The sequence below is a fragment of the Haloferax chudinovii genome, from assembly GCF_042663345.1.
GTDB lineage: Archaea > Halobacteriota > Halobacteria > Halobacteriales > Haloferacaceae > Haloferax > Haloferax chudinovii.
Genome location: NZ_JBHTAB010000002.1, coordinates 553,638 through 573,609, shown reverse-complemented (window position 1 = coordinate 573,609; position 19,972 = coordinate 553,638). Strand labels below are relative to the sequence as shown.

Sequence of the window (19,972 nt, the reverse complement as noted above, 5' to 3'; positions counted from 1 at the left end):
CCCGCGTCGCGCGTCGCCCGCGACGCACGCCGTCAGCTCGACTCGCTGGCAGACTTATGTCATATCCGTGCGTATATCTACCATGGCACCTGACTTCGCCCAACACAACCGAATCGAGATGTCGACCGAGGAGATAGACCGCCTGCTCCGCGAGGAGGGCGTCGGCGTTCTCTCGCTCGCGGACGACGGCATCGCCTACGGGATTCCCCTCTCGTTCGGCTACGACGCCGAGCGCGAGCGGCTCTACTTCGTCTTCCTCCGCCCCGGGGAGTCCTCGAAGAAGACCGAGTTCGCCGAGCGGACCGCCCGCGCGAGCTTCGCCATCTGGAACGCCCCGTCGCGCGACGAGTGGGAGAGCGTCGTCGTCGACGGCGAACTCCGCCGGGTCGACGACGGCGACTGGGATCGCGTCCACGACGTGCTCGCAGACAACGCGTGGTATCCAACCCTGTTTTCGGAGACGGAGCCGATGCAGGACATCCTCGGCTGGGAACTTCGCATCGCTTCCCGGTCTGGGCTCCAACGCCGGCGCGCGTGAGCACCGCGCCATCGAGTAGCCCGCCACGGCCACCGGTGCAGTCGACCCCGCACGCCGGTCTCGTTATCGAAGCCGGCGACGAGCCGAGTACTTAAACCTCCCCGGATAGCGCGGGGAGAGATACCTCCCGCTATCCGTCGTCTATCGAAGTATGAACTCGTCTTCCGCAGTCGCCGCCCAAAGCGCATCGACGTTCGACCCGAGCCGGAACCAGCAGGTCGCCGCGGAGCCGTCGGCGGTCCTCTCGGCGCTCAGCGACGGCGACAGCCGGCGAATCCTCGCCGCCTGCGACGAGGCCCCGCGGACCGCACAGGAGTGCGCCGAACTCTGTGACGTGCCGCTGTCGACGGTCTACCGGAAGCTCGACCTGCTCACCGAGGCGTCGCTTCTCGACGAGCGACTGCGGGTCCAGACGGCGACGCACCACCCGCGGGAGTTCGCGACCAACTTCGACACGCTCTCGTTTTCGTTCGACGACGCGGGCGTGTCGCTCGCGTTCCGGCAGGTCGCCACCGACGGCGGCGAAGACGGCGCGGAGGGCCGGTCGCGATGACCGCAGTGAGAGCGTCGACGCCGTCGCCGTCGCCGACCGCGACGCGGGGCGTCGAATCGACGCGACGGACGGACCGAACCGGAACGGCGCTCGCCTCGCCGGAGGTGGACTGATGAGCGCGACGCCGCCGGCGGACGACTACGAGTTCACCTGTCCGCAGTGCGGCGAGGGCTTCGCCGTCAACGGCGGGATGCGCGCGGCGGTCCTCGAACGCGGCTGTCCCATCTGCGGAAGCCCCGCCTCGACCGACGCCTTCGACCAATGTCCCGCGTGAATCTCACTTTTCGGCCGCGCCCGGTCGAGGCGCTCGGCCCGCCGCGGGCCCGGCGTTCGAGAAACAGTAGGCTACATATACGTGTACCACGCGTACTACGAACCACATGAGCGACAGCGCGGACTACACGTTCGTCTGCCCGGAGTGTGCGGAGTCCATGCTGGTCAACGACTCCATGCGCGACGCCCTCCTCCAAAACGGCTGTGTCATCTGTAGCGCCGCGCTCACGACGGACGCCTTTTCGACCGCCTGAGTGTCTCCCTCCGCGACCGAGTCCGCCGATTTCGTCCGACTGGACTCGCGCGAGCGCCGCCGAGAAGTAACAGTAATTACGTCGGCCGCGAGTCTGGTGGTACGAACCGATGTCTCTGGACCAACAGACCGAACTCTCGCCCGACGAGATACACGAGGTTCTCGCTCGTCACGAGACGGGCGTCCTCTCGCTCGCGAAGGCGGACGAACCATACGCGATTCCCATCTCCTACGGCTACGACGGCGAGAGCGGTCGCTTCTATCTTCGGCTCGTCTCCACGCCCGAAAGCGAAAAGCGGCAGTTCCTCACGTCGTCGCCGCGGGCGCGACTCGTCGTTCACGAGTCGAACGACGGGAGCTATCGGAGCATCATCGCCGAGGGGACGCTCGAACGCGTCGACCCCGACGACCTGACCGTCGAACGCATCGTCCAGTACGGCAAGGCCAAGCGCCCGCTGTTCGAAATCTGGGGCGAGACGAAGCGCGACCTCGACATCCAACTGTTCGAACTCGCCCCCGAGACGCTCGGCGGCCGGGCCGTCGAACTGGACGACTCGGAGCCCGAGCAGTAATGTCCGCGGTCGTCGCATCCGAGGCGGCGCTCGTCTCGGCGGTCGCCGCGTCCCCCGGCGAACCCCGACTCGCCCGCGCGTAACACGATGCCAGCCGGTATTCGCGCCACGGTCGAATTCGCCTCGCCGTCGGTCTGCCCCGTCGCCTCGGTCGCCCACTCGACGGACTCCGTCGTCGATTCCGTCTCGACCAGCGTCGTCTCCACCCCCGGCGACGTCAGCGTCTCCGAGTTCGTCCTCGAGGCCGACGACCCGCCGGAGGCGTCCGCGCTCGAACCCATCTTCTCCTACGGCTCGAAGCACCTCTATCGCTACACGCACGACGGGAGCGCCGGCTGTCCCTGCGAGTGCCTCGGCGAGTTCGGCTGTCCGGTCGACCGCTACTTCGCCCAGCGCGGCAGTCTGACGCTCGTCTTTCACGCCGCCGACTACGAGCAGTTACAGGCCGTCATCGGCGAACTTCGCGACCGCTTCCCCGGTCTCGACATCAAGCGCCTCGTGCGCTCGCCCACCGGGGACGCCCCCGGCGACAGCGTCTTCGTCGACCGCGGGAAGCTCACCGTCCGCCAACTCGAAGTCCTCCAGACCGCCTACGACATGGGCTACTTCGAGCGCCCGCGCGGGGCCAACGCGACCGAGGTCGCGGCCGAACTCGACATCAACCAGTCGACGTTCTCGGAACACCTCGCCGCCGCCCTGACGAAACTGCTCGGCGACGTTCTCGAAGAGGGATAGCGGTTCGCCGCCACCCGAGTCCGCCGGGAGTATATAAACGTCCCACGCTATCGGGGTTGTCAGTTAGTCCCCGTTCGCCGAATCTACAGAGGTATGAGTCAGGCTTCGCTCCCGTTCGATTTCCGCTCTGCAACGGCCGCCTCCGAATCCCGCGTCGTCGACGACCACGCCGAGGTCGACGCGCTGTTTTCGCTTCTCGAAGACGACGACTGCCGGCGTATCCTCGACGCGACCGACGGTATCGCCCGCTCTGCGAGCGAACTCTCCGAGGCGTGTGACCTCCCGCTTTCGACCACCTACCGAAAGCTCGACCCGCTCGTGGACGCCGGCCTCCTCTCGAAGCGCCTGCGTATCTCGCGGTCCGGTACCCACACCGCCGAATACGAACGCACCGTCGACGACGTGACCGTCTCCGTCACCCCGTCGGGCGTCGAAGTCCGCGTCTCGCACCGTGACGTGGCGCAGTCGGCGTCGGTGACGGCCTGAGCGTCGGGCTCACGTGTTCCAGTCGCCAGTTTCGCCGCCGTCGCTGTGCCTACTTAAGATTCTACTCTCCTCGGGGACCGTTTCAAACCGTACAGTAGTGATGCCGCCTCCCGGATTTGAACCTCACTCGCTCGCTCACTTTGTTCGCGTCGCTCGCTGGTTCAGAATCCGGTCGGATCGCATTTACAGTACCTGCCACGCTCGCTTCGCTCGGTGGTCAGGGACAGAGAAATGCCGCCTCCCGGATTTGAACCGGGGACAGCTCGATCTTCAGTCGAGTGCTCTCCCAGTCTGAGCTAAGGCGGCGCGATTCGACAGACGCGCAGGAGCGAAAAAACCATTTCGAATTGCGACGCTACGACCCGCTGTACTCCGACTCTTCCCACCCCGTCACGTCGCTCGGGATGAGTTCGCCGTTGACGTGCCACTCGCGCGGGCGGAACGAGACGCCGAGCAGTGTCGCGTAGAACCCCGCGACGAACGCGACGATGATGTTGCCGGGGATGCCGCCGATGCCGGCGCTCCCGACGAGCGTCGCACCGTCCGTGTACGCCGTCAACTGGATGACCCACGCGACGAGCATCACGACGAAAAGCGGCAGGTACACCCGCCGGAGCCGATGCGACAGCGCCTCCTCGAAGGGTATCTTCATGTTCGGCGTGCGGTAGTCCTCGCCGAGTTTCTTCCGCCAGTCCTCGTCGAGGACGCCGCCGTCGGGGTCGAGCGCGTACGCCCAGACGTTCTGTTGAATCAACCGGACCCGCGAGCGCCAGATGTCGTACGCGCGGAAGCGCCGCGCCTCGATACAGAGGAAGATGCTCAGCGTCACCACCCCGAGGAGGATGATGTAGTGTGGGTGCGTTTGTGCGGAAAACGACCACGTCAGAATCCCGGCCATCAGCGTAATCGCCCAGTTGCTGGTCCGGTCCAGCCGCTCCCGCCACGATTTCATCCGGTGTATCTCGCCCCGGTAGAGGTGTGCGAACGACGAACCCGGGCCCATCGTCTCGTCGAAGACGCCCGCGCCGATGTGGGTGTCGTCCATTCCCGCGGGAGGTTCAAGCTCCCCGTCGTCGGACATTGTTGTTCGTTTGATGCACAACCACCGAGAGGTAAGAGCCTTCTGGGTCGCGAGTTGGTGTGGTGGCGACTGTCCGACGCGCGGCCGTCTCGCGTCGGACGGCCGCACGGCTCAGGGTGTGTGAAAAATTCTCAGAAATCGATTCGTCTGTTACTGAATTCGGAGGCCGAATTACAGGCGGGTGACGTTCGTCGCGCGCGGGCCCTTGGGGGCCTGTTCGATGTCGAACTCCACTTCCTGCCCCTCTTCGAGGTCCGGACCGCCAACATCTTCCATGTGGAAGAACACGTCGTCGTCCGCGTCGTCAGTAGAGATGAAACCGTAACCGCCAGTGTCGTTGAAGAAGTCGACCTTACCTTTCGCCATTGCGACTGTACAACGTGCCTGCGAACGGATAACCTTTCCGCATGGCGTGGGTATCGCCCGCCCGGCTCGCGGTACGCCGGCGAGCGCCGCCGCTCGCGGGCGTGAAAAACGGAAGAAAGTTCGTCAGTCTGTGAATGTACTGCGGTGAACGGAACCCTGCTTAGAGGCGGGTGACGTTCGTCGCGCGCGGGCCCTTGGGGGCCTGCTCGATGTCGAATTCGATCTCCTGCCCCTCTTCGAGGTCCGGACCGCCAACATCTTCCATGTGGAAGAACACGTCGTCGTCCGCGTCGTCAGTAGAGATGAAACCGTAGCCGCCAGTGTCGTTGAAGAAGTCGACCTTACCTTTCGCCATTGCGTCTGAATCCAGCGACCTCACGCGGATAAGTCTTCTGAAGAACGTTTCTGGGTCCAGTGGTGCCGTATTTTCGGTTCTCCGGGGGTGAAACGTCTGAACTCTGTATTGTTCGATTGCGTCGCCGAGAATTCGGTTGCCGCCTCCCGGATTTGAACCGGAGATAGCTCTCCTGTCCGGCGGTTTGCGTCCCCGTACTGGCTATGGCGGCGCGCTCGGTTCCGACGTCGATTAGGTGTTCCGGTGGTCGAAATGACGCAAGACAAACTCGAACCTATCACGCCGGAACGCGCCAAGAAGATGTACCAGAACCGAATCTCGAACTCTCAATAGGAGTTCAAACATTCACTGAATTGACCTGTCGACCGAGTCAGAACAGAGTCGGTGCGTCTCGACTTTCCCGTCGTCGACTGTGGAACAGATATGGTGAACAGTATACTTGGCAGACAGACATAACTTTGACCTATCCCTGATTTTCTTCAAATTCACGTCCTTCAATCACCGGATTCTCTTCACTTCGTAGGTCGTCCATATCTCGTTCGAACTCACTCAACAATCGTGGCATATCCTCAATAATCCGACGGCTCTCCTCGCGGAGTTCGTAGTAGTGTTGTTTCTCGTCCTGAATTTTTCGTATCAGCGCACTGAATCCCGGTTCGCCGGACACTTCTGGAGTGTTGTTGATTCTCTTTGAGAGTGGGCCGAGAATACTCGTACAACTGTCAACATCGCCTCCGCGTATTTCGTCCGCTAACTCTTCTACTGATACGGGTCTATCGTTCTCGTATAGGCACTTCAAGAGAGTCACTTGGCCTCGCGGCATGGCCCTCCGACAGAGCGCTTGCTTGATGCCACGATTTGTGTGAGATGTGTCTGTTGAATCACTCATATTGTAAGCATCTCTCAGTATTTGCTCTCGATATTCTTCCTCAACTCCCGCTCGGAACACCAGCGGTTCGTGAGAGTCTTGATACGGCGACCCACTCGCTTGCTCTAACTGGTCGTAGACTGCGCTAATCCACGCCCGACGGAACGACTGCGATACCATTCGCTTCGGCTCTCCGGTGAACTCGACCCAATGGGGTGTCTCGTCGGTCGCTTCCCCCGAGAGGGCATTGAACGCCATGTGTTCGTCGGCAGTCTCGATTAATTCATCCACGTTCTCTGTGTCGGCACCAACGATGAACCCGGTCGTCGGTTCGCCCGAGAAGAACGCACCGAGGACATATCGGTTGTTGATGGATACGGCGATTCGGTCGTTTTGGGCGATGGACGTGACCAGCCGTGCGTCGTCTTCAGCAAGACCAGTCGCCGCTATCAGATCGTTCAGCAAGCCAAAAAAGTCAACCGCCCATCCTCGATTCGGGGCCTGCTGAACGCGATTTACCAGCGTGTCATGCACCTCTTCGTTGGCGTCAATCTCTTTGGTGGTCGGTTCGGTATCGTCTACGAATATTGCGTTCACTTGTGGCGCGTCCGAGGAAAGCGAGGTGCCGGATTCGGTGTGGGTTGTTGGTGTTGAGGGCGACGATTCCACGAACTCGTCCAATTCCCCGCTATCGACGGAGTCACTTTCAGACCAGAGTCGGGTGAACCACTCGTTCAGTTCGTCTATCTTTGACTCGGCGGTAAACTGAATTCCCATCTCTGTCCGGCCAAATATGCCCTTCTCTGTGAGGTTCGCCGAACCGATGACAGCCGAATCGTCGGATAGGACGGCCTTCGCGTGAACGTTGGGGAAGTGATGAATCTGTTCCCGGTTCGTCGCTATCAATTCGCGTATTTCGTCCCGCGTGCTTCCACCGAACGTCCCAATCCACGCTTCCACATCGGTCACTATCCGCCAGTCGTTAGCAGGAGCGAGGATGCTTTTCAGGTAACTCGGGTTGATATACGGACAGACAATCCGAACATTTTCCGCGTCGGCTGTATCCCGAATCGCTTCGTCGAATGGCGATTCAGCACTGTCATAGCTACCCTCTGAATGGTAGATAAAGCGAGACATTAGCATAAGAGAGGTCCTTCCGGTTGAAAGTTCCCACGCTGATCAAGGCCGACTGCGGTCTACTGTGGTCACATCGACGAGACGGCGCGACCAGTATACGGATTCAACGGCCACCAGAACTTAATAGACACCTGCCAGAACGGATGCACTCGGTCGGGTGACGACCGCGCTTGTGGCCCTGCTGACGCCTTCTCACAGCACGTCCATAAATAACCGCCACCTGTATCGACCGAAAACTGTGCGCTGAAGACCCAATACCTACAAACTCATTCCGAAATGAGGAAGGACCGAAAGGGGGGCGGAACGTACAATGTAATGGAACGCCCGACTGCGAAGGGTGCGCCCGGTTCCCGCTTCAAATCACATCGAGACTCTTGGAAGCAACACCGCCGAAATCAGCCGCTATACGGATATACAGAACGAATATCAGAATATACCGCCTCCCGGATTTGAACCTCACTCGCTCGCTCACTTCGTTCGCGTCGCTCGCTGGTTCGGGTGGGCGAACCTTGCGGCAACCGAGTGAAGCGAGGTTGACGGAGCGGTTCAGAACCCGGTCGGATCGCATTTACAGTACCTGCCACGCTCGCTTCGCTCGGTGGTCAGGGACAGAGAAATGCCGCCTCCCGGATTTGAACCGGGGACAGCTCGATCTTCAGTCGAGTGCTCTCCCAGTCTGAGCTAAGGCGGCTCGCACTCTCCCGAAGCCGGACCGTATCAAAAAGACTTTCGAATCGCCCGTCGGCGATGGGTCAGCGGTGCCGACCCCCCGTCGGACTCGCCCGCTCCCGCTCCGCCCGCGAGCGAATCCCCGTGAGCATCTTCCGCTCCATGACGAACTGGACCGGCTCGACGACCAGCCGGTTCATCGCGCGCTCGCGGAGCGTCTCCGACCGCCCGCGGAACCTGACGACCAGCCGCGTCACCCCGGGCGCAACCTCGTGCAACGCGAAGGTCCACGTCGCGGGACTCTCTCCGGTCTCCCACCCCGGCGCGCTCAGCACGAGGCTCCGCTCGGGTTCGACCAGCGCGACCCGGAACGACGGCGCGCCCGACCCCGGCGGGCCGAGTCGTATCTCGTCGCCAACGTCGAGTCGTTGGTGGTGCGGGAGGATTCGGTCCGCGTTGTGAATCTGCAGGCCGAAAACGTGCTCCAGTCGCTCGTAGCTGTAGAAGCCGCCGCGACCCTGCCCCAACTGGACGACCCACGGCCAGACCGCCCGCACGGGGGCCGTAATCGTGATCGCCCGCGTCGAGGAGACGTCCGCCTCGCCGACGAAGTCGTCGCCGGGGAGCCACCCCGTCGCCTCGTCGTCTGTCGTCCCCCAGCGCCTGTGCCACGGCCGAACCGCGAGGAGGTACGTCCCGACGACGCCGATTCCCGCGAGACCGAGTGCCCGGATGAGTCGTCTCGTGCCCATTGCCTTCACCGTTCGTGCCCCCTTGGAGAGGGGGTGAGATAATCCTACCTCCGGGACTCCGAACCCCGGGCGACCACGACCCAGACGAGTCCACCGAGGGCCGCCCCGACGAGGTTCGCCCCCGCGTCGGCGACGCCGAACGACCGATACGGGAGCACCGCCTGCACGAGTTCGATACCCGCTCCGAACGCGCCGGCAGTGACGACGGCCGTCGCGACCTCCTCGCGCCCCCTCGCGCGAACCGCGGCCGCGAAACCGAACCCGAGGCCGGTGTATCCGACCGCGTGGACCCACTTGTCGAGGCCGACGAGTCCGAGCGGACCCATCGGTGTGAGGCTTCCCGGCGGGGTCGGAACGACCGACACCACGAGGACGACGAACGCGTACCCGAGGGCGACGGCCGCCCGCCGCGGGTTCTCGCGGAGTCGCGTGGTTGGGTTCACTACTCGGTGGTGGGTCTGCCTCCGGCTAAAGGGTTCGCGTCCCCGTGACTCGCATGCGACCACACGGGATTAAGTGGCACGCGAAAAACATGTCTTCGACTACCGTGTCACTACTCCCCCGCTGGTTCACCTCCAAGAACTTCGCCGTACAGCTCATCATCCTCGCGTTGGTGTTCGACCCGCTCGGGCTCGTCGGCGGCTACCTCCTCGGTCCGTCGCTGGGTGTCGAACCGCTCCTCGGGGCCGCCTATGGCCTCGTCGTCGCCAACTTCCCGATGTCACTGTTCGTGATGCAACGGAGCGTGTGAGTCGGGCGGATTCGAACCTCGGTCGCAACAAGTTGCTCCCTGGTTCGATTCCGCCCTCACAGATGTTTCTGGTCTCACGCTGTTCGACACAGAAACATGGGCTCGGGCGGATTCGAACCACCGACCTCAGCCTTGTAAAGGCCGCGTCATAACCAACTAGACCACGAGCCCCGCACCTCAATCGAACCGGTTCGCGCTCATAACGGTTTTCGTTTCGCCCGACCCCCGGAACCCTTAGACGCGCGGCGACCGTCACGTCCGGCAATGACCTCTCGCGCGCGAATCGCTCTGCTCGTCGTCGCCGCCGTCGTCGCGGTCGCGAGCGTCGCGTACCTCACAAACCCGGCGGTCGTCCCCGGCTCGACCGACGGCTACGAACGAACCACGCTCACCGTCGTCGAGGACGAGACCGGCGAGACGCTGGCGACCGTCGACGCCCGCGTCGCCGACACCCGTGCCAAGCGCTTCACCGGCCTGAGCGACACCGAATCGCTCGCCGAAAACGAGGGAATGTGGTTCGTCCACGACTCCTCGGGCACCTACGCCTACGTGATGCGCGACATGGACTTCCCGCTGGACATCGTCTTCGTCGCCGAAAACGGCACCATCACGCGCATCCACCACGCCGAACTCGACCCCGAGGGGACCAGCGAGTCCGACCTCACCCGCTACCGCGGAACCGGGAGATACGTCCTCGAACTTCCCTACGGCTACACGAACGAGACCGGTATCGACGCGGGAGACCGTGTCGAAGCCGAGTAGAAGCGAAACGCCCGAAGGGCCGGCGACCGTTAATCCAACCATGACAGAACACATCGCGGCGCTCTCCGAACTCGAAGGCTGGCGCGCCGAGGAGTTCGCCGCGCGGGTCCACTACCGCGGGGCGGACGACGCCTACAGCATCGAGTACTACGAACCGTCCGACTGCGTCCTCTACTGGAAAGTGAAAGGCGACGGCGAGGTCGCGGTCCCCGTCGGCCGCGATACGGTTCCCGACCCGCTCCGCGAGCGCGTCCGACAGGACCTCGTCGAGGCCGGCGTCGACCCCGACGTCGAAGACCGAGTCGTCTGAACGCCGACGGCGCGACCGACCCGCCCGACTCCCCCACCAGTCGGCGTTGCAGTACGTCACGAACGCTGATACGTAGTTGGTAACAATCTCACAATATCTGTATTTGTGTCGACGTGTTGTAGTTGGCTGAGTGCCATGTCGACACACATCACGAAGAGAGGGGCGCTTCGCGGACTGGGCCTCGCCGCGCTTCCGGCGTTCGCGCCGGGCGTGTTGCAACTGCGGACCGACGAGGCGAGGCTCTCGGGATGCGCGAGCATCACCGAGTCGGGGCGGTACTCCCTCGACGGAGACCTCGACTGTCTGGAGATTCTCGCCGACGACGTCCGCATCGACGGCCGGGGGTACGCCGTGGACGGCGAGACGACGATTTCGGGCAGTCGCGTCTCGATAGCCGACATCGCGCTGATGAGGGGCGGCCGAATCACGGATTCGAGCCGGGTGACGATAGCGGACTCGCAAGTCGTCGGCTATCCGGGCGACCAGTCCGATTCGGTCCCGCAGTTCGTCCTTACGGACTCGGAGCGGTGCGAAGTGACGAACACGAGTTTCGTTACGCCGACCGTCCGAGGCGTGATTCTCGACCGAGTCGAGCGAACCCGATTCGAGTCGTGTACGCTCATCAGTCCGGTCGTGCTCACGCTCACGGACTCGCACCGAAACGAGTTCGTCGACTGCGAGTTCAGAACCGACACCATCCAAGTTTCGCTGTACGAGAGTACGCGAAACAGCTTCCAACGGAACCTCGTCGACGGAGAGGGCCCCGGATTCACCCTCCGCGACAGCCACCGAAACCGCTTCGTCGAGAACGAGGTCCGCATCATCATCGCCGGCTTCGAACTCACCGGAAGCGACCGTAACGCGATTCACAGGAACGTCGTGACGACCGGCCTCTCGGCCCACGGCGTCACGCTGGAGGACTCTCACCGCAACCGACTCATCCAAAACGACCTCTGCGGCGTCAGCCAACAGCCGGTCGTCGAATCCGGCGGTTCGAGCAGGAACACGGTTCGGAACGCCCGGTGTTAATCTACCGGCGGCCCCCTCCCCCACCCGAGCGCTTTACTGCGCGCGCCCCCTGAACCGTTGTCGTGCCCCCTGAAACCGACGACGACCCGTTCGAAGACCAGCGAGCGCGGGTCGATAACCCGATGCGGCGGCTGTTCGCCGAGTACGGGCGCGACAACACCTTCGAGTTCCTCGTGGGCGTCCTCGCGAGCGTCGCCGCCCGCGTGCTCGACCTCATGCCGCCGGTCGTCCTCGGCCTCGCTATCGACGCCATCATCCGACAGGACACGTCGTTCGCGGCCGGGTTCCCCGTCCTCCCCGAGGCGTGGATTGCCCCGTTCGTTCCCGCGACCAGAGACGGCCAGTTCCTCTTGGCGGTCGGTATCATCGTGTTCAGCTTCACCGCCGGCGCGCTGTTCCACTGGCTCCGCAACTGGGGGTGGAACGCCTTCGCCCAGCAGATTCAACACGACGTTCGGACCGACACCTACGACCGGATGCAACTGCTCAACATGGACTTCTTCGCCGACAAGCAGACCGGCGAGATGATGTCCATCCTCTCGAACGACGTGAACCGCCTCGAACGGTTCCTCAACGACGGGATGAACTCGTTTTTCCGTCTCTTCGTGATGGTCGTCGCCATCGCGGTGGTCCTCCTGTCGTACAACTGGCAACTCGCGCTCGTCGCCCTGTTGCCGGTGCCGCTCATCGCGCTGTTCACGTGGAAGTTCGTCGGTATCATCCAGCCGAAGTACGCCGACGTCCGCTCGTCGGTCGGCAAACTCAACTCCCGACTGGAGAACAACCTCGGGGGCATTCAGGTCATCAAGACGTTCAACGCCGAACCCCACGAATCTGACCGCGTCGACGGCGTCTCGATGGACTACTTCGACGCCAACTGGGACGCCATCAACACCCGAATCAAGTTCTTCCCCGCGCTCCGCATCCTCGCCGGTATCGGCTTTTCGCTCACCTTCGTCGTCGGCGGCCTGTGGGTCATCAACGGACAGGGCCCCGGCCCCTTCACCGGCGACCTCGCGGTCGGCGAGTTCGTCACGTTCATCCTGCTCACCCAGCAGTTCGTCTGGCCGCTGGCCCAGTTCGGGCAGATCATCAACATGTACCAGCGCGCCCATGCCTCCAGCGCCCGCATCTTCGGCCTGATGGACGAACCCGCGCGGCTGGTTGAACAACCCGACGCGCCCGACCTCGCGGTCTCCGAGGGCCGCGTCGAGTACGACGACGTGACCTTCGGCTACGGCGACGGCGAGACCATCGTCGAGGACATCTCCTTCGACGTCGACGGCGGCGAGACGCTCGCGCTCGTCGGTCCCACGGGCGCGGGGAAATCGACGATTCTCAAGCTCCTGATGCGCATGTACGACCCCGACGAGGGGCGCGTCAGCGTCGACGGCCAAGACGTGCGCGACGTGACCATCTCCAGCCTCCGCGAGTCCATCGCCTACGTCAGCCAGGAGACGTTCCTGTTCTACGGAACCGTCCGCGACAACATCACCTACGGGACGTTCGACGCCGACGACGAGGCGGTCGTCGCCGCCGCCAAGGCCGCCGAGGCCCACGAGTTCATCTCGAACCTCCCTGACGGCTACGACACCACGGTCGGCGAGCGCGGCGTGAAGCTCTCGGGCGGCCAGCGCCAGCGCGTCTCCATCGCCCGCGCTATCCTGAAAGACCCGGACATCCTCGTCCTCGACGAGGCGACCTCGGACGTCGACACCGAGACCGAGATGCTCATCCAGCGCTCGCTGGACGACCTCACGGCCGACCGGACGACGTTCAGCATCGCCCACCGCCTGTCGACCATCAAGGACGCAGAACAGATCGTCGTCCTCGAAGACGGCCGCATCGTCGAGCGCGGCACCCACGACGACCTCCTCGCCGAAGACGGCCTCTACGCGCACCTCTGGGGGGTTCAAGCCGGCGAAATCGACCAGCTCCCCGACGAGTTCGTCGAGCGCGCCGCCCGCCGGCAGGCCGAGGTCGACGCCGGCGACGACTGAGCGAAGCGCCCACCACTAAGAGCGGGGCCGTCCCTTCTGTCGTCATGCGACTCTCCGAAGCCACCTGGACCGAGGTCGCCGCCCTCGACGCCGACCTCGCGCTCCTCCCGGTCGGAAGCACGGAACAGCACGGCCCGCACGCGCCGCTCGGTACCGACGCGCTCAACGCCGAATCGGTCGCCGAGGCCGGTGCCGAGGCGTTCGACGGCGAGGTCGTCGTCGGCCCGACCATCCCGGTCGGCGTCGCCGAGGAACACCGCGCCTTCGACGGGACGCTCTGGGTCTCACCGGACACCTTCCGCGCGTACGTCCGCGAGACCGTCGAATCGCTCGCCCACCACGGCTTCGACCGGGTCGTCGTCGTCAACGGCCACGGCGGCAACATCGACGCGCTCGCGGAACTCTGCCGGCGCGTCTCGCGGACGAGCGACGTCTACGCGGTCGCCTTTACGTGGTTCGACGCGGTCGGCGACCACTCCTCGGACATGGGCCACGGCGGCCCGTTAGAAACCGCCTTACTCCGGCACACGCACCCCGAACTGGTCCGCGAGGACCGAATCGACGAGGCCCGCGCGGGCGGTGCTGACCGCTGGGGCGAGTGGGTCTCGGGCGTCAACCTCGCTCACGACTCCGACGAGTTCACCGACAACGGCGTCGTCGGCGACCCCGCCGACGGTGACGCCCAACGCGGCGCGGAACTGGAATCGCTCGCGGCCGACTCGCTCGCGTCGCTCCTCGACGCGGTCGAGCGCCGACAACTCGACTGAACGACCCGCGGGCGGCGCACCGGCTCACCGACTGAGCGGCGGGCCGGCGGGGCGAGTTACTCCGCTTCTTCCTCGTCGTCGTCCGCGTCGGCGGCTTCCGCCGCTTCGGCCGCGTCGGTGAGCGCGCCGCGGAGTTGCGGCATCGTATTGGTGAGGTCGCCGACGAGTTCGTGGGCCTCCTCGACCATCTCGATGAGCTCTTCGAGCTCTTCGATGGCCGCTTCGAGGTCCTCGGGGTCGTCGAACGCCTCGGCGCGCTGGCCGATGACGTACCACTTCTTGGCCTGTCGGACGTGTTCGGCCGCCCCCTCGACGTTGAGCGAGGAGCGGAGGCCGTTGAGGACGCCGAGGATGTTGTCGGCCTCGGCCTCCCACACGTCGTCCGGGTCGGGGAGCGCCGACCGCGCCTCGCCGAGGTGCTCCTCGACGTCGGCGCGCATCTCCGCCGCCGCCTCTCCGAACAGGTCGTCGTCGCCGAGCGTGCTTTGACTCATGCTCACACGTTCGGCACGCGGGGGTTTAAAAACGACCCCGAAAGTGAAAGTGAAATCGAACGACTCGGTCGTGGTCGCGGCCGTTTTTCCGACCTCACTCGACCGACACGAGTTTCATAAGCGGGTAGCCGTCTTCCATCTCCATGCGCGTCCGGACGCGGACGTCCTCGTAGTCGATTTCCATCTCGACTTCCATGAACCGCCCCGTGAGTTCCGTGTAGTCGGCGGCCGACTCGGCGAGTTCGGCCTCCAGCGCGTCGTCGAGGACGTGCACGGAGACCGACTCGCAGTACGGTTGGTTCTCGATGGCCTCGGCCATGGCCCGTTCGAGGCTCCGGGCGCTGTCGGGCGACACCGGCGTCCCGGCGAACTGGTGGTAGAGCGTCCCGAACTTGATGCCCGCCTCGAAGCAGGCCGTCTGGGGGTCTGTGACCATAGCCGGACCTCTGTCGCCGGCGGGTAAAGTTCGCCGGTCTGCGGGGTCGCGCGAGCGCGAACCGGTCCTTACTTAGCCTCCCTCGCCGGACGTAGAACCGAATGGACCAGCCGGTTTTGCTGACGGGGGCTGGCGGGCGCGTCGGCCAGGCGATACTAGGGCACATCGGTGACGCCTACGACTGGCGGCTTTTGGACCGCGAGCCACTCTCCGACGAGAAGATACCCGAATCGGTCGACCCCACGGACGTGTACGTCGCGGACGTCACCGACGAGACCGCCGTGCGAAACGCCATAGAGGGCGTCTACGCCGTCATCCACCTCGCGGGCGACCCGCGGCCCGAAGCGCCGTGGGACAGCGTCCTGCGGAACAACATCGACGGCACCCAACAGATGTTCGACGCCGCGGTCGACGCCGGCGTCGAGAAGTTCGCGTTCGCCTCCTCGAACCACGCCGTCGGGGCCTACGAGACGATGGACCGGACCCCGGACATGTACCGCCCGCACCACGAGTTCCGACTCGACGGGACGGAACTGCCGCGCCCGAGTAACCTCTACGGCGTGAGCAAGGCCGCGGGCGAGACGCTCGGCCGCTACTACCACGACCACCACGACATCTCGGTCGTGAACGTCCGCATCGGCAACCTCACCCAGCATCACCCGCCGAAGGAGTACGAGCGCGGCCAGGCGATGTGGCTGTCGTACCGCGACTGCGCGCACCTCTTCGAGTGCTGTATCGAGGCCGACTACGACTACGAAATCGTCTACGGCATCTCCGACAACGACCGCAAGTACTACTCCATCGACCGCGCCCGCGCAGTGCTCGACTACGACCCGCAGGACAACTCCGCCGAGTTCACCTTCGAGGGCGAACCCCTCGACGAGGCCTGACGCCGCGTCGGCCCCCAATCTCTCCTCACTCGAACAGGCCGCTCACGTCGTCTTCGCGCCGTCGCCGACGGCGGACGTGCTCACTCAATCGCTGAAACACCAGTCCGCGCTGGGCCCCGTTCCGCACGAAGTCGAACACCATGGCCGTGAACTGCGTCTGCGCCCCGTCGGCGACTTCCTCGCGGGCGTATTCGACCGCGTCGGCGACGACCGACTCGTCGTAACCGTCCAGTTCATCCGCGAGTGTCTCGGCCGCGACGGCGACGGCGTCGAAATCGAGGTCGTCGTACGTGACGACCCGGCCATCGAGTCGGAGCGCGAGCGGGTCGTCGGCGACGGCGGGGTCGCCTTCGAGCCGTGAGAGGAACGCCCGCACCTCGGCGAGGTCGACGCCGCGGTAGTCGTCGGCGAGGCCGTCGAGGTACTCGCGGGCGCTCCGGGCGAGGCCGACCGCGCCGGAGTCGTTGCCGTCGCGGGCGTGGTGGACCGCCGCAGTAAACTGGATGAGCCCGTGGAGGAACCGCTCGTCGTCAGTGTCGCGTTCGAGCGACAGCCACCGGGACTCCCACGCGCCGTGGGCCGCCCGATACGCGCCCGCGTTGTAGATGGCGACGCCTGCGCGAAGCGAATCGTCCATGCGAACCGTTCGCCGTCCACGAGTAAAGAGTCCGCGAAGGACGCGCTCCCGCGACGTAGGGCTTGCATACTTATGCCTCTCGAGAGCATATGAGGTATGATAGCACATGAACACCCTCGAACCCCTCGTCCGAGGTGTCGAACGATGACTCCCTCCCCGGTTTGTATCCGCTGTGGTGAGCAGTACCTGTTCTCACGGTCGTACAAAGGCAACTACTGTCGAGACTGTCACGGGTCGTGGGTCGCCGAGCCCCGGTCCGAGGAGACGCCTCGCCCCCGTCCACAGCGGTCGCGGACGACCTCGTCGGTTCACCGCCGCGATGACGACGAGCGGTCGCCCGGCCTCGAACCCCCTTACGACGAGGCGTAAGCGCGCGTTTCGCGGGCCGTGACTGCCGAGAGCGCTCGGCGTTCCGTGATTTCCCCGACCTCACGATTCGCATTTGAGGTCGGTAGGTTCCCGATGGCCGATAAGGAGGCGAGCGAGCGCTCCGAGACCGGGTGAGGAATGCCCTTCGCCGACGACACGCACTTCAGCGAGCACGGGGCGCGCCGAACGGCCGACATGGTACTCGACGGGGTCGCAGAACCCGACCGAATCGAGAGCACAGAGGGCTCTCGACGGTCGGTTCCCGAGAGAAACGTCCTGACGGAGATTTGAACTCACTCGCTCCCTTCGGTCGCTCCCTGTTCAAGTCTCCGAACGCGGTTTCAACGAGGAACGGACTCCTCGCTTCGCTCGTCGTGTAGTTCCCGAGAGAAACGTCCTGACGGAGATTTGAACTCCGGTCCCTGGCTCCGCAAGCCAGGAGGATAGTCCACTACCCTATCAGGACTGTCTTACTGCATTCTCCGGTACTCGACGGTTACTTAAGACGGTTACGATGTGGACTCTCAATGAACCGCGGGACCACGGCACGAGGCGGGCGTCGGTGTGTGTCCCGCACGCAAGGACTATTTTCGCCGGCGAGCCTAGCCCCGGACGTGAATCGACGCGCGCTCCTCTTCGGAACCGTCGGACTGTGCGCCTCGCTCGCGGGGTGTTCGAGCGGCGACGACGCGGCGGAGCAGTCGACGGCGGGCACCAGCACTGGGGGCGAACCGGTGTCGCCGACGCCGACGGAGACGCCCCGCCGTCCGCGACTCGTCGGGCGGTCGTTCACTCCCGTTCGCGCCGACGCGTGCCCGGCCGGCGGGTCGGCGCTGGCGACCGAGACGGAAACTGGCGTCTCGGTCGTCGGGTGCGTCTCGGGGGCGGCCGAATGCGCCATCGCCCGACTCGCGCGCGCCGACTACGACGCGGAGTCGGACGTGGCCACGGTCGTCGTCGAGACGGTCGAGCGAACCGACGCGGAGAACTGCACCGAATCGCCGGTCACCCGCGGCTACGAGGCGACCCTCCGGTTCGAGAGCGGACTTCCCGGCCGGGCGGTCGTCGTCCACGACGACGCGGACGGCCGCCGCGAGGTCGCCCGCATCGACGTGGCCGCCTGACGGTCGCGTCCGAACGTTCAAAGCCGAGGGCGCGGCCACCCCCGCTATGTCGCTCGATTCGTGCCGTCGCTCGCGCGTTCCAATCCGGAGGAAAACAACGCTTAAGCGCCGCCCTTCCCTGTTCGACCATAGTATGAGTACGACGTTTGGTCTGCGGCGGCGCGCGCGCTTCGTCCCGGGAGGTGGCGCCTGATGGGCGTCATCCGGGAGGTCTACGACGACCTCGACACAGATGTCGAGTTCGAGGAGTTCGAGGCGGCGGTCAACGACAAGGTCGAACAGATGGGCGGCCTCGCCGACGAGGAGACGGCGGCGATGCTCATCGCCCACGAACTGCGCGACGAGGAGGTACACGGTATCGCCGACATCGAACCCGGCATGGAGGACGTGAAGTTCCTCGCGAAGGTCGTCAGCATCGGCGAGGTGCGGACGTTCGAGCGCGACGGCGAGGACGAAGACGGGCGAGTCGTCAATATCGAGGTCGCCGACGAGACCGGACGCATCCGCGTCTCGCTGTGGGACGAGATGGCCGCCGGCGCGAAGGAGAACCTCGAAGTCGGCACCGTCCTCCGCATCGGCGGTCGCCCGAAAGACGGCTACAACGGCGTGGAGGTCAGCGCCAGCAAGGTCGAAGAAGACCTCGACGCCGAGGTCGACGTGCAGGTGCTCGACACCTACCGCGTCGAGGACCTCGCGCTCGGCCTCTCGGACGTGAATCTCGAAGGCAAGGTGCTCGACGCCGGCACCGTCCGGACGTTCGACCGCGACGACGGCACCGAGGGTCGCGTTTCGAACCTCTCGGTCGGGGACCCGACCGGCCGCGTTCGGGTCACGCTCTGGGACGAGCGGGCGGACCTCGCCGAGGAGCTCGAAACGGGCCAGTCGGTCGAGGTCGTCGACGGCTACGTCCGCGAGCGCGACGGCTCGCTCGAACTCCACGTGGGCTCCCGCGGCGCGGTCGAAGTCATCGACGAGGACATCGAGTACGTCCCCGAGACGACCGACATCGGCTCGCTCGAACTCGGCCAGACGGTCGACATCGCCGGCGGCGTCATCGAGGCCGACGGCAAGCGCACCTTCGACCGCGACGACGGCTCGGAGGGGCAGGTGCGAAACGTCCGCCTCAAGGACGACACCGGCGACATCCGGGTCGCCCTCTGGGGCGAGAAGGCCGACGCCGACGTCGACCTCGCGGACTACGTCGTCATCACCGACGTGGAGATACAAGAGGGCTGGCAGGAGGACCTCGAAGCCTCCGCAGGCTGGCGGTCGTCGGTCGCCGTGATGGACGAGGCGCCCGAGGGCGCGGCCGGAACCGACGCCGGCGGGTCCGCCCCCAGTCCGCCGAGCGATCAGGGTCTCGGCGCGTTCTCCGGTGATGGGTCGTCCGGCGGGTCATCCGGGTCGTCAGACGGCGCGTCCGCCTCGAACGGCGGGTCCTCGTCGGACGCGTCCGCGACCAACTCCGCCGGCGAATCGGTCGAGTTCACCGGGACGGTCGTGCAGGCCGGGACACCGGTCATCCTCGACGACGGCACGCAGACCAAGACCGTCGACACCGACGCCGACCTCGGTCTCGGCGACGAGGTGACCGTCTCTGGGACGGAGACGGACGGCCGCATCAGCGCCGAGACAGTCGAAGTCCACACCGGCGCACAGCGGTAGGACGGATAGACCACCGTTCGCCGGTCACCGGTCCCCCACCGCCCCGCGGTCGGCGGAGCGTCGAATCTGACTCATCGTTCGTCCGGTTTCCGCGGGCTCT

The 19,972-nt window shown here is 64.9% G+C and carries 26 protein-coding genes and 4 tRNA genes; 17 read left to right on the top strand and 13 right to left on the bottom strand.

Annotated features, from left to right (window positions below; genetic code table 11):
- Nucleotides 1-82 precede the first annotated feature (82 nt).
- The 7 genes from ACFQI8_RS07195 (at nucleotide 83) to ACFQI8_RS07165 (ending at nucleotide 3,410) form a co-directional block, all read left to right on the top strand.
- Nucleotides 83-538 carry a pyridoxamine 5'-phosphate oxidase family protein gene (locus ACFQI8_RS07195; protein WP_390243679.1) on the top strand — a complete coding sequence of 152 codons (456 nt, stop codon included), beginning with the start codon at nucleotides 83-85 and terminating at the stop codon, nucleotides 536-538.
- 151 nt (nucleotides 539-689) lie between these two features.
- Nucleotides 690-1,091, top strand: coding sequence for a helix-turn-helix domain-containing protein (locus ACFQI8_RS07190; protein ID WP_390243678.1), 402 nt, complete (start codon nucleotides 690-692; stop codon nucleotides 1,089-1,091).
- Between the two features lie 112 nt (nucleotides 1,092-1,203).
- Nucleotides 1,204-1,365 carry a DUF7560 family zinc ribbon protein gene (locus tag ACFQI8_RS07185; RefSeq protein WP_390243677.1) on the top strand — a complete coding sequence of 54 codons (162 nt, stop codon included), beginning with the start codon at nucleotides 1,204-1,206 and terminating at the stop codon, nucleotides 1,363-1,365.
- Between the two features lie 106 nt (nucleotides 1,366-1,471).
- The gene (locus ACFQI8_RS07180) at nucleotides 1,472-1,618 is read left to right on the top strand and encodes a DUF7560 family zinc ribbon protein (protein ID WP_390243676.1); all 147 of its coding nucleotides are present in this window, start codon (nucleotides 1,472-1,474) and stop codon (nucleotides 1,616-1,618) included.
- Nucleotides 1,619-1,727: 109 nt separating this feature from the next.
- Nucleotides 1,728-2,189 (top strand): pyridoxamine 5'-phosphate oxidase family protein, encoded by a 462-nt coding sequence (locus ACFQI8_RS07175; protein ID WP_390243675.1) that lies wholly within the window; start codon nucleotides 1,728-1,730, stop codon nucleotides 2,187-2,189.
- A gap of 87 nt (nucleotides 2,190-2,276) precedes the next feature.
- Nucleotides 2,277-2,924 carry a helix-turn-helix domain-containing protein gene (locus ACFQI8_RS07170; protein ID WP_390243674.1) on the top strand — a complete coding sequence of 216 codons (648 nt, stop codon included), beginning with the start codon at nucleotides 2,277-2,279 and terminating at the stop codon, nucleotides 2,922-2,924.
- Between the two features lie 93 nt (nucleotides 2,925-3,017).
- Nucleotides 3,018-3,410, top strand: coding sequence for a helix-turn-helix domain-containing protein (locus ACFQI8_RS07165; protein ID WP_390243673.1), 393 nt, complete (start codon nucleotides 3,018-3,020; stop codon nucleotides 3,408-3,410).
- Nucleotides 3,411-3,642: 232 nt separating this feature from the next.
- On the opposite strand, the gene ACFQI8_RS07160 is transcribed toward ACFQI8_RS07165, so the two are convergent.
- The 8 genes from ACFQI8_RS07160 to ACFQI8_RS07125 all read right to left on the bottom strand — a co-directional run bounded on the left by ACFQI8_RS07160 (nucleotide 3,643) and on the right by ACFQI8_RS07125 (nucleotide 9,081).
- Nucleotides 3,643-3,716, bottom strand: a tRNA-Phe gene (locus tag ACFQI8_RS07160).
- Between the two features lie 49 nt (nucleotides 3,717-3,765).
- Complete coding sequence (locus tag ACFQI8_RS07155) at nucleotides 3,766-4,491, bottom strand: DUF2270 domain-containing protein (protein WP_390243672.1); 726 nt, start codon at nucleotides 4,489-4,491, stop codon at nucleotides 3,766-3,768.
- A gap of 171 nt (nucleotides 4,492-4,662) precedes the next feature.
- Entirely contained in the window at nucleotides 4,663-4,857 is a 195-nt protein-coding gene (locus ACFQI8_RS07150) for a cold-shock protein (RefSeq protein ID WP_004057909.1), read from the bottom strand.
- Nucleotides 4,858-5,017: 160 nt separating this feature from the next.
- Nucleotides 5,018-5,212, bottom strand: a complete 195-nt coding sequence (locus ACFQI8_RS07145; protein ID WP_004057907.1) for a cold-shock protein — start codon at nucleotides 5,210-5,212, stop codon at nucleotides 5,018-5,020.
- Nucleotides 5,213-5,675: 463 nt separating this feature from the next.
- Nucleotides 5,676-7,217: a phospholipase D family protein gene (locus ACFQI8_RS07140; protein WP_390243671.1), complete on the bottom strand. Its 1,542-nt coding sequence runs from the start codon at nucleotides 7,215-7,217 to the stop codon at nucleotides 5,676-5,678.
- Nucleotides 7,218-7,834: 617 nt separating this feature from the next.
- A tRNA-Phe gene (locus ACFQI8_RS07135) sits at nucleotides 7,835-7,908 on the bottom strand.
- A 61-nt stretch (nucleotides 7,909-7,969) separates the two neighbouring features.
- Nucleotides 7,970-8,638 (bottom strand): hypothetical protein, encoded by a 669-nt coding sequence (locus ACFQI8_RS07130; protein WP_390243670.1) that lies wholly within the window; start codon nucleotides 8,636-8,638, stop codon nucleotides 7,970-7,972.
- A 44-nt stretch (nucleotides 8,639-8,682) separates the two neighbouring features.
- Complete coding sequence (locus ACFQI8_RS07125) at nucleotides 8,683-9,081, bottom strand: VanZ family protein (protein ID WP_390243669.1); 399 nt, start codon at nucleotides 9,079-9,081, stop codon at nucleotides 8,683-8,685.
- 104 nt (nucleotides 9,082-9,185) lie between these two features.
- Between ACFQI8_RS07125 and ACFQI8_RS07120 the strand changes: the two genes are divergently transcribed.
- Nucleotides 9,186-9,389, top strand: a complete 204-nt coding sequence (locus ACFQI8_RS07120) for a DUF8141 family membrane protein (RefSeq protein WP_390243668.1) — start codon at nucleotides 9,186-9,188, stop codon at nucleotides 9,387-9,389.
- 97 nt (nucleotides 9,390-9,486) lie between these two features.
- Here the strand turns inward: ACFQI8_RS07120 and ACFQI8_RS07115 are convergent.
- Nucleotides 9,487-9,560, bottom strand: a tRNA-Val gene (locus ACFQI8_RS07115).
- Between the two features lie 93 nt (nucleotides 9,561-9,653).
- On the opposite strand from ACFQI8_RS07115, the gene ACFQI8_RS07110 reads away from it, so the two are divergent.
- The 5 genes from ACFQI8_RS07110 (at nucleotide 9,654) to ACFQI8_RS07090 (ending at nucleotide 14,257) form a co-directional block, all read left to right on the top strand.
- Nucleotides 9,654-10,151: a DUF192 domain-containing protein gene (locus tag ACFQI8_RS07110; protein ID WP_390243667.1), complete on the top strand. Its 498-nt coding sequence runs from the start codon at nucleotides 9,654-9,656 to the stop codon at nucleotides 10,149-10,151.
- A 40-nt stretch (nucleotides 10,152-10,191) separates the two neighbouring features.
- A complete protein-coding gene (locus tag ACFQI8_RS07105) occupies nucleotides 10,192-10,461 on the top strand; it encodes a DUF7538 family protein (RefSeq protein ID WP_390243666.1) in 270 nt (89 codons plus the stop codon).
- 135 nt (nucleotides 10,462-10,596) lie between these two features.
- Entirely contained in the window at nucleotides 10,597-11,490 is an 894-nt protein-coding gene (locus tag ACFQI8_RS07100) for a NosD domain-containing protein (RefSeq protein ID WP_390243665.1), read from the top strand.
- A gap of 62 nt (nucleotides 11,491-11,552) precedes the next feature.
- A complete protein-coding gene (locus tag ACFQI8_RS07095) occupies nucleotides 11,553-13,490 on the top strand; it encodes an ABC transporter ATP-binding protein (RefSeq protein ID WP_390243664.1) in 1,938 nt (645 codons plus the stop codon).
- Between the two features lie 44 nt (nucleotides 13,491-13,534).
- Complete coding sequence (locus tag ACFQI8_RS07090; RefSeq protein ID WP_390243663.1) at nucleotides 13,535-14,257, top strand: creatininase family protein; 723 nt, start codon at nucleotides 13,535-13,537, stop codon at nucleotides 14,255-14,257.
- A 56-nt stretch (nucleotides 14,258-14,313) separates the two neighbouring features.
- Here the strand turns inward: ACFQI8_RS07090 and ACFQI8_RS07085 are convergent, their stop codons facing one another.
- Nucleotides 14,314-14,751: a DUF5790 family protein gene (locus ACFQI8_RS07085; RefSeq protein ID WP_390243662.1), complete on the bottom strand. Its 438-nt coding sequence runs from the start codon at nucleotides 14,749-14,751 to the stop codon at nucleotides 14,314-14,316.
- 94 nt (nucleotides 14,752-14,845) lie between these two features.
- On the bottom strand, nucleotides 14,846-15,187 hold the full coding sequence (locus ACFQI8_RS07080) for a dihydroneopterin aldolase family protein (protein WP_390243661.1): 342 nt from the start codon (nucleotides 15,185-15,187) through the stop codon (nucleotides 14,846-14,848).
- Between the two features lie 101 nt (nucleotides 15,188-15,288).
- Between ACFQI8_RS07080 and azf the strand changes: the two genes are divergently transcribed.
- Complete coding sequence (gene azf / locus ACFQI8_RS07075) at nucleotides 15,289-16,077, top strand: NAD-dependent glucose-6-phosphate dehydrogenase (RefSeq protein ID WP_390243660.1); 789 nt, start codon at nucleotides 15,289-15,291, stop codon at nucleotides 16,075-16,077.
- Nucleotides 16,078-16,102: 25 nt separating this feature from the next.
- On the opposite strand, the gene ACFQI8_RS07070 is transcribed toward azf, so the two are convergent.
- Nucleotides 16,103-16,714 (bottom strand): DUF309 domain-containing protein, encoded by a 612-nt coding sequence (locus ACFQI8_RS07070; protein ID WP_390243659.1) that lies wholly within the window; start codon nucleotides 16,712-16,714, stop codon nucleotides 16,103-16,105.
- A 144-nt stretch (nucleotides 16,715-16,858) separates the two neighbouring features.
- Here ACFQI8_RS07070 and ACFQI8_RS07065 point away from each other — a divergent pair, with 144 nt between their 5' ends.
- A complete protein-coding gene (locus ACFQI8_RS07065) occupies nucleotides 16,859-17,083 on the top strand; it encodes a DUF7564 family protein (protein WP_390243658.1) in 225 nt (74 codons plus the stop codon).
- A gap of 393 nt (nucleotides 17,084-17,476) precedes the next feature.
- Here ACFQI8_RS07065 and ACFQI8_RS07060 read toward each other — a convergent pair.
- Nucleotides 17,477-17,549 (bottom strand) — tRNA-Arg (locus ACFQI8_RS07060).
- A gap of 148 nt (nucleotides 17,550-17,697) precedes the next feature.
- On the opposite strand from ACFQI8_RS07060, the gene ACFQI8_RS07055 reads away from it, so the two are divergent.
- The gene (locus ACFQI8_RS07055; protein WP_390243657.1) at nucleotides 17,698-18,207 is read left to right on the top strand and encodes a hypothetical protein; all 510 of its coding nucleotides are present in this window, start codon (nucleotides 17,698-17,700) and stop codon (nucleotides 18,205-18,207) included.
- Between the two features lie 192 nt (nucleotides 18,208-18,399).
- A complete protein-coding gene (locus ACFQI8_RS07050; RefSeq protein WP_390243656.1) occupies nucleotides 18,400-19,872 on the top strand; it encodes a single-stranded DNA binding protein in 1,473 nt (490 codons plus the stop codon).
- Nucleotides 19,873-19,972 lie beyond the last annotated feature (100 nt).

Excerpts from the sequence above, each read along its gene's own strand:
- ACFQI8_RS07155 (WP_390243672.1), bottom strand. The coding sequence starts at position 4,491 with ATGTCCGACGACGGGGAGCTTGAACCTCCCGCGGGAATGGACGACACC.
- ACFQI8_RS07170 (WP_390243674.1), top strand. The coding sequence starts at position 2,277 with ATGCCAGCCGGTATTCGCGCCACGGTCGAATTCGCCTCGCCGTCGGTC.
- ACFQI8_RS07085 (WP_390243662.1), bottom strand. The coding sequence starts at position 14,751 with ATGAGTCAAAGCACGCTCGGCGACGACGACCTGTTCGGAGAGGCGGCG.
- ACFQI8_RS07150 (WP_004057909.1), bottom strand. The coding sequence starts at position 4,857 with ATGGCGAAAGGTAAGGTCGACTTCTTCAACGACACTGGCGGTTACGGT.
- ACFQI8_RS07195 (WP_390243679.1), top strand. The coding sequence starts at position 83 with ATGGCACCTGACTTCGCCCAACACAACCGAATCGAGATGTCGACCGAG.
- ACFQI8_RS07090 (WP_390243663.1), top strand. The coding sequence starts at position 13,535 with ATGCGACTCTCCGAAGCCACCTGGACCGAGGTCGCCGCCCTCGACGCC.
- ACFQI8_RS07100 (WP_390243665.1), top strand. The coding sequence starts at position 10,597 with ATGTCGACACACATCACGAAGAGAGGGGCGCTTCGCGGACTGGGCCTC.
- ACFQI8_RS07185 (WP_390243677.1), top strand. The coding sequence starts at position 1,204 with ATGAGCGCGACGCCGCCGGCGGACGACTACGAGTTCACCTGTCCGCAG.
- ACFQI8_RS07080 (WP_390243661.1), bottom strand. The coding sequence starts at position 15,187 with ATGGTCACAGACCCCCAGACGGCCTGCTTCGAGGCGGGCATCAAGTTC.
- azf (WP_390243660.1), top strand. The coding sequence starts at position 15,289 with ATGGACCAGCCGGTTTTGCTGACGGGGGCTGGCGGGCGCGTCGGCCAG.
- ACFQI8_RS07175 (WP_390243675.1), top strand. The coding sequence starts at position 1,728 with ATGTCTCTGGACCAACAGACCGAACTCTCGCCCGACGAGATACACGAG.
- ACFQI8_RS07110 (WP_390243667.1), top strand. The coding sequence starts at position 9,654 with ATGACCTCTCGCGCGCGAATCGCTCTGCTCGTCGTCGCCGCCGTCGTC.
- ACFQI8_RS07130 (WP_390243670.1), bottom strand. The coding sequence starts at position 8,638 with ATGGGCACGAGACGACTCATCCGGGCACTCGGTCTCGCGGGAATCGGC.
- ACFQI8_RS07070 (WP_390243659.1), bottom strand. The coding sequence starts at position 16,714 with ATGGACGATTCGCTTCGCGCAGGCGTCGCCATCTACAACGCGGGCGCG.
- ACFQI8_RS07180 (WP_390243676.1), top strand. The coding sequence starts at position 1,472 with ATGAGCGACAGCGCGGACTACACGTTCGTCTGCCCGGAGTGTGCGGAG.
- ACFQI8_RS07190 (WP_390243678.1), top strand. The coding sequence starts at position 690 with ATGAACTCGTCTTCCGCAGTCGCCGCCCAAAGCGCATCGACGTTCGAC.
- ACFQI8_RS07140 (WP_390243671.1), bottom strand. The coding sequence starts at position 7,217 with ATGTCTCGCTTTATCTACCATTCAGAGGGTAGCTATGACAGTGCTGAA.
- ACFQI8_RS07050 (WP_390243656.1), top strand. The coding sequence starts at position 18,400 with ATGGGCGTCATCCGGGAGGTCTACGACGACCTCGACACAGATGTCGAG.
- ACFQI8_RS07145 (WP_004057907.1), bottom strand. The coding sequence starts at position 5,212 with ATGGCGAAAGGTAAGGTCGACTTCTTCAACGACACTGGCGGCTACGGT.
- ACFQI8_RS07165 (WP_390243673.1), top strand. The coding sequence starts at position 3,018 with ATGAGTCAGGCTTCGCTCCCGTTCGATTTCCGCTCTGCAACGGCCGCC.
- ACFQI8_RS07065 (WP_390243658.1), top strand. The coding sequence starts at position 16,859 with ATGACTCCCTCCCCGGTTTGTATCCGCTGTGGTGAGCAGTACCTGTTC.
- ACFQI8_RS07105 (WP_390243666.1), top strand. The coding sequence starts at position 10,192 with ATGACAGAACACATCGCGGCGCTCTCCGAACTCGAAGGCTGGCGCGCC.